4 protein-coding genes and 1 pseudogene are annotated in these 5852 nt (G+C 71.3%); all 5 read right to left on the reverse strand.

Annotation, left to right across the window (positions count from 1 at the left end):
• Positions 1 to 137: pseudogene (locus G6030_RS09250) on the reverse strand (CoA ester lyase); the annotation flags it as partial.
• The gene (locus tag G6030_RS09255; RefSeq protein ID WP_043568655.1) at positions 134 to 634 is read right to left on the reverse strand and encodes a MaoC family dehydratase; all 501 of its coding nucleotides are present in this window, start codon (positions 632 to 634) and stop codon (positions 134 to 136) included. The gene G6030_RS09255 and the pseudogene G6030_RS09250, both read right to left, overlap by 4 nt.
• Positions 635 to 636: 2 nt before the next feature.
• Complete coding sequence (locus G6030_RS09260) at positions 637 to 1782, reverse strand: acyl-CoA dehydrogenase family protein (protein ID WP_182642935.1); 1146 nt, start codon at positions 1780 to 1782, stop codon at positions 637 to 639.
• A complete protein-coding gene (locus G6030_RS09265; RefSeq protein WP_182642936.1) occupies positions 1775 to 3862 on the reverse strand; it encodes an acetyl/propionyl/methylcrotonyl-CoA carboxylase subunit alpha in 2088 nt (695 codons plus the stop codon). Before G6030_RS09265 ends, G6030_RS09260 begins: the two co-directional genes overlap by 8 nt.
• Positions 3863 to 3870: 8 nt before the next feature.
• Positions 3871 to 5445, reverse strand: coding sequence for a carboxyl transferase domain-containing protein (locus G6030_RS09270; protein ID WP_063973131.1), 1575 nt, complete (start codon positions 5443 to 5445; stop codon positions 3871 to 3873).
• Between the last annotated feature and the right edge of the window lie 407 nt (positions 5446 to 5852).

Genomic DNA, 5852 nt, shown 5'->3' on the forward strand with positions numbered 1-5852 from the left:
GCCGGCGCGACGGCGTCCTCGAGGTCGAGGATCACCACGTCCGCCCGGTCGGCGGCCTTGCCGTAGCGCTCCGGCCGGTCGGCCGGGCAGAACAGCAGTGCGGGCCCGGGCGGGATCCAGGTCGGGGCGGGGGTCATGCCGTCCCCTCCCCCGCCGGCCGCTTACGCACGAGGGTCTTGCGGACCGCGCGCGCCACGATGTCGCCGTGTTGGTTGCGGCCGATGTGCTCGAGCGTGACGATGCCCTCGCCCGGCCGGGACTTCGACTCGCGCTTGTCGGTGCACACGGTCTCCGCGTAGAGCGTGTCGCCGTGCAGCACCGGCTTGGGGAAGCTCACCTCGGAGAACCCGAGGTTCGCCACGATCGTGCCCTGCGTGAGCTGCGCGACCGACAGGCCGACCAGCGTGGACAGCGTGTGCATGGAGTTCATGAGCCGCTCCCCGCCGAAGCCGGGCTGCTCGGCCGCCCACGCCGCGTCCAGGTGGAGCGCCTGCGTGTTCATGGTGAGCGTGGTGAACAGGACGTTGTCCGCCTCGGTCATGGTGCGGCCCGGGCGGTGCAGGTAGGCGGTGCCCACCTCGTACTCCTCGAACCACAGGCCGCGCTGGACGACCTCTTTTCGCTGCTCGGTCATCGTCACAACCCCAGACCGCGCGCGATGAGCATGAGCTGCACCTCGGTGGTGCCCTCGCCGATCTCGAGGATCTTCGAGTCGCGGTAGTGCCGCGCCACCGGGTACTCGTTCATGAAGCCGTAGCCGCCGTGGATCTGCGTGGCGTCCCGGGCGTTGTCCATCGCCGCCTCGGAGGCGACCATCTTGGCGATGGCGGCCTCCTTCTTGAAGGGCTTGCCGGCCAGCATGAGGCGCGCGGCGTCGTGGTAGGCGCAGCGGGCCGTGTGGGCGCGGGCCTCCATGCGGGCGATCTTGAACGAGATGGCCTGGAACTCGCCGATCTTGCGGCCCATCGACTCGCGCTCACGCGCGTACTTCACCGACTCGTCGACGCAGCCCTGCGCGGCACCGGTCGCCACCGCGGCGATCGCGATGCGGCCCTCGTCGAGGATCGACAGGAAGTTCGCGTACCCGCGCCCCTCCTCACCCAGCAGGTTCTCCACCGGCACGCGGGCGTCGGCGAACGTCAGCGGGTGCGTGTCGGAGGAGTTCCAGCCGACCTTGTCGTAGGCCGGCTCGGCGGTGAAGCCGGGGGTGCCGGCCGGGACGATGATCGTCGAGATGGCCTTCTTGCCGTTGTCGCGCGTGCCGGTCACCGCCGTGACGGTGACCAGGGACGTGATGTCGGTCCCCGAGTTGGTGATGAACTGCTTGTTGCCGTTGATCACCCACTCGTCGCCGTCCCGCTTGGCGGTGGTCTTGGTGGCGCCGGCGTCCGAGCCCGCGCCGGGCTCGGTGAGGCCGAAGCCGGCCAGCTTCCGGCCGGCGGCCAGGTCGGGCAGCCACTTCTCGCGCTGCTCGTCGGTGCCGAAGTGGTAGATGGGCATGGCGCCCAGGCCCACGCCGGCCTCGAGGGTCATGGCGGTCGACTGGTCGACCCGGCCCAGCTCCTCCAGCGCCAGCGCGAGCGCGAAGTAGTCGCCGCCCATCCCGCCGAACTCCTCGGGGAAGGGCAGGCCGAACAGGCCCATCTCGCCCATCTGGGCCACGACCTCGTACGGGAAGGTGTGGTTGCGGTCGTGCTCGGCGGACGCCGGCGCGACCACCTTGTCGGCGAAGTCGGCGACCGTCGCCTTGAGGTCCGCGTAGTGCTCTTCCAACTCAGGCATCGCCTGCTCCTTCGGATTCATCAGTGGAGGGGTGTGGCTCGACGGTCGCGAGCAGGTGGTCGGCGGGCACCTGCTCGCCGGTGCCGACGTGGATCCGGACCACGCCGTCGATCGGGGCGGTGAGCGAGTGCTCCATCTTCATGGCCTCCACCGCCACGATGTTCTGGCCGGCCGTGACCTCGTCGCCGTCGGAGACGAAGCACGCGATCACCGAGCCGGGCATGGGGCTGAGGATCTGGCCGTCCGCCGCCCCGGCGTCGTGGATGCGCGAGTCGATGAGTGGCAGCAGCCGCAGGTCCCACGTGCCGCCGTCGCCGGCCACCCAGAACGTGTCCGACGCCTTCGGGTCGCGCGAGCGCACGACGGTCCACCGCTGCTGTGTGCCGTCGACGGTCAGCCTCAGGGAGGCGCCGTCGCGCGCGACCCGGGCGTGATGGCGGGCCGCCACCCTCGGCTCCTCGGTGGAACCGATGGTCGCGTCGGTGATGGTCACCTCGGCGTCGTCGGGCGTGCCCTTCAGACCCACGGTGACGGCCTCGGAGCCGGCCCCGGAATCGAGCCGCGTCCACACCTCGGCGCGACCACCGATCCGCCAGCCGTTGGGCACGTCCCACGGGCCGCGGCGCCGCGCGGGCACCCGGGCCCACCGCTCCTCGGTCCGGTGCATCGCCACGGCCACCAGCGCGCCCTCGGGAGCCGGGGTGGCGACGTAGTCGTCGACCGACCGGTCGAGCAGCCCGGTGTCGAGATCCCCCGCGATCACCTCGGGGCGGGAGAGCAGGAAGCGGCAGAAGTCGACGTTCGTCCGTAGGCCCAGCACGTGGGTGCCGGCCAGCGCGGCGTCGAGCCGGGCCAGCGCCTCGGCCCGGTCGGCGCCGTGGGCGATGACCTTCCCGAGCATGGGGTCGTAGTCGCTGCCGACGACCGTGCCGACCCGCAGTCCGGAGTCCACGCGGATCCCGTCCCCGGACGGCTCCTCGAGACCGAGCACCGTGCCGCCGGTGGGCAGGAAGCCCTTCGCCGGGTCCTCGGCGTACACGCGCGCCTCGATCGCGTGGCCGGTGAGGGTGATGTCGGACTGGCGCAGCGTGAGCTCCTCGCCCGCGGCGATGCGCACCTGCCAGTCGACGAGGTCCACGCCGGTGACCATCTCGGTGACCGGGTGCTCGACCTGGAGGCGCGTGTTCATCTCCATGAAGAAGAACTCGTCCGGGGCGTGGGCCGAGACGATGAACTCGACCGTGCCCGCGCCCACGTAACCCACCGACCGCGCCGCGTCGCACGCCGCCTGACCGATCCGCTCGCGGGTCGCCTCGTCGAGCAGCGCGCTGGGCGCCTCCTCGATGACCTTCTGGTGGCGCCGCTGCAGCGAGCACTCGCGCTCACCCAGGTGGATGACGTTGCCGTGGGTGTCCGCCAGGACCTGCACCTCGATGTGGCGCGGGGTGTCGACGAACCGCTCGAGGAACAGCGTGTCGTCGCCGAACGCGCCGGCGGACTCCCGCCGGGCGGACTCGAGCGCGGCCGGCAGCTCGGCGGGATCGGCGACGCGGCGCATCCCCTTGCCGCCTCCACCCGCAGAGGGCTTCACGAGGACCGGGTAGCCGACCTCCTCCGCGCCCGCGATGAGCTCGTCGTCGGTCAGTCCGGGCCTGGAGATCCCCGGCACGGTGGGCACGTCACGCTCGGACACCGCCGCCTTGGCGGTGATCTTGTCACCCATGGTCTCGATCGCCGACGCCGGCGGCCCGATGAAGATCAGGCCCGCCTCGTCGAGCGCGCGGGCGAACCGCGCGTTCTCCGACAGGAAGCCGTACCCCGGGTGGACCGCCTGCGCGCCGGTGCGGCGGCAGGCGTCGATGACCTTGTCGAGGTCGAGGTAGGACTGCGTGGCCTGCGCCGGCCCCAGGCGGACCGCGGCGTCTGCCATGCGCACGTGCAGCGCGTCGGCGTCGGCATCGGAGTAGACGGCGACCGAACGGATCCCGGCCGCCCGCAGCGAGCGGATCACGCGGCACGCGATCTCGCCCCGGTTGGCCACCAGGACGGTGTGGAGTTTCTGTGACAGTTTCTCTGACATGGCGCTGCTCACATCCTGAAGACGCCGTTGTTGACCGGCTCGAGGGGGGCGTTGGCCGCGGCCGCGAGGGCCAGGCCGAGGACGGTACGGGTGTCGGCGGGGTCGATGATCCCGTCGTCCCACAGGCGGGCCGTCGAGTAGTACGCCGTCGACTGCTCGTCGAACTGCTCGCGGATCGGGGCCGTGAACTCGGCCTGCTGCTCCTCCGTCCACTCCCCTCCCGCCTTGGTCACCTGCGCGGCACGCACCGAGGCGAGGGTGTCCGCCGCCTGCGGGCCGCCCATCACGGCGATGCGCGCGTTGGGCCACATCCACAGGAAGCGCGGCGAGTAGGCGCGGCCGCACATCGAGTAGTTGCCCGCGCCGAACGAGCCGCCCACCACGACCGTGAACTTGGGCACCCGGGCACACGCGACCGCGGTGACCATCTTGGCGCCGTTCTTGGCGATGCCCCCGGCCTCGTACTGCCGGCCCACCATGAAGCCCGTGATGTTCTGCAGGAAGACGAGGGGGATCTTGCGGCGGTCACACAGCTCGATGAAGTGCGCGCCCTTGAGCGCGGACTCGGAGAAGATGACGCCGTTGTTGCCGATGATCCCCACCGGGTGCCCGTGGATGTGGGCGAACGCGGTGACCATCGACGTGCCGTAGTTCTCCTTGAACTCCGTGTACTCGCCGCCGTCGACGATCGTGCCGATGATGTCGCGGACGTCGTACGGCTTCCGGGAGTCGACGGGGACGAGGTCGTAGAGGTCGCTCTGGGGGCGCGCGGGCTCGCGGGGCTCGAGCACCTCCCAGTCCGGCTCGGGGGCCGGCGGGCACGTGGCGACGATCTCGCGGACCTTCATCAGCGCGTCGTAGTCGTCGTCGGCCAGGTGGTCCACGACGCCCGAGGTCTTGGCGTGCAGGTCGCCGCCGCCGAGCTCCTCGGCCGTGACCTCCTCGCCTGTCGCGGCCTTCACCAGCGGCGGGCCGGCGAGGAAGATGGTGCCCTGGTTGCGGACGATGACGGCCTCGTCGCTCATCGCCGGCACGTAGGCGCCACCCGCGGTGCACGAGCCCATGACCGCGGCGATCTGCGGGATGCCCTTGGCGGACATGGTCGCCTGGTTGTAGAAGATCCGGCCGAAGTGGTCGCGGTCCGGGAAGACCTCGTCCTGCTGCAGCAGCATCGCCCCGCCCGAGTCGACGAGGTAGATGCACGGCAGGTTGTTGGCCAGCGCCACCTCCTGGCCGCGCAGGTGCTTCTTGACCGTCATCGGGTAGTAGGTGCCGCCCGAGACCGTCGCGTCGTTGGCGATGATCAGGCACTCGCGGCCCGAGACCCGCCCGATCCCGGCCACGACACCCGCGGCGGGCGCCTTGCCGCCGTACATCTCCTCGGCGGCCAGCGGCGAGAGCTCGAGGAACGGGCTGCCCGGGTCGAGCAGGACGTCCACGCGCTGCCGGGCGAGGAGTTTGCCCCGCTCGAGATGGCGCGCGCGGGCCTTCTCCCCGCCGCCCTGCGCGGCCCGCTCGAGGCGCTCGCGGAGGTCGGCGAGCAGTTCCTCGTGGGCCTGGCGATTGGTGGTCGCGGAAGTCATCAGCGCCGCTCCCTTTCAGTTAAGTCAGATTAACTGAAAACGACGATAGTGCCGCGGCTCACAAAAGTCCAGAGCCGCGGGTGAGCAGTCCGGAACCGCCGCGGCAGACCCGGACACAGCCGTGCGGGACCAGCCCGGACAGCCCCGCGGCCGACCCGGCCACAGCCGCTCGGGACCAGCCCGGACCGCCCCGCGGCCGACCCGGCCACAGCCGCCCGCAGCCATGGCGTCTCGCGCGCACCGATGCGCAGGCGGGACGCCATGCCCGGGAGCGACGATGACTCGGCCGTACATCCGCGGAGGCGAGACGCCATGCACGGGAGCGGATGCCGGGCGTGCGGCGCCATGCGAGAGAGCGAGACGCCAGGCCGGAAGTTGTCAACCTGGTTTAAGACAGGTTGATGCCA

It is taken from the genome of Dietzia sp. E1, assembly GCF_014145015.1.
Classification (GTDB): domain Bacteria; phylum Actinomycetota; class Actinomycetes; order Mycobacteriales; family Mycobacteriaceae; genus Dietzia; species Dietzia cinnamea_A.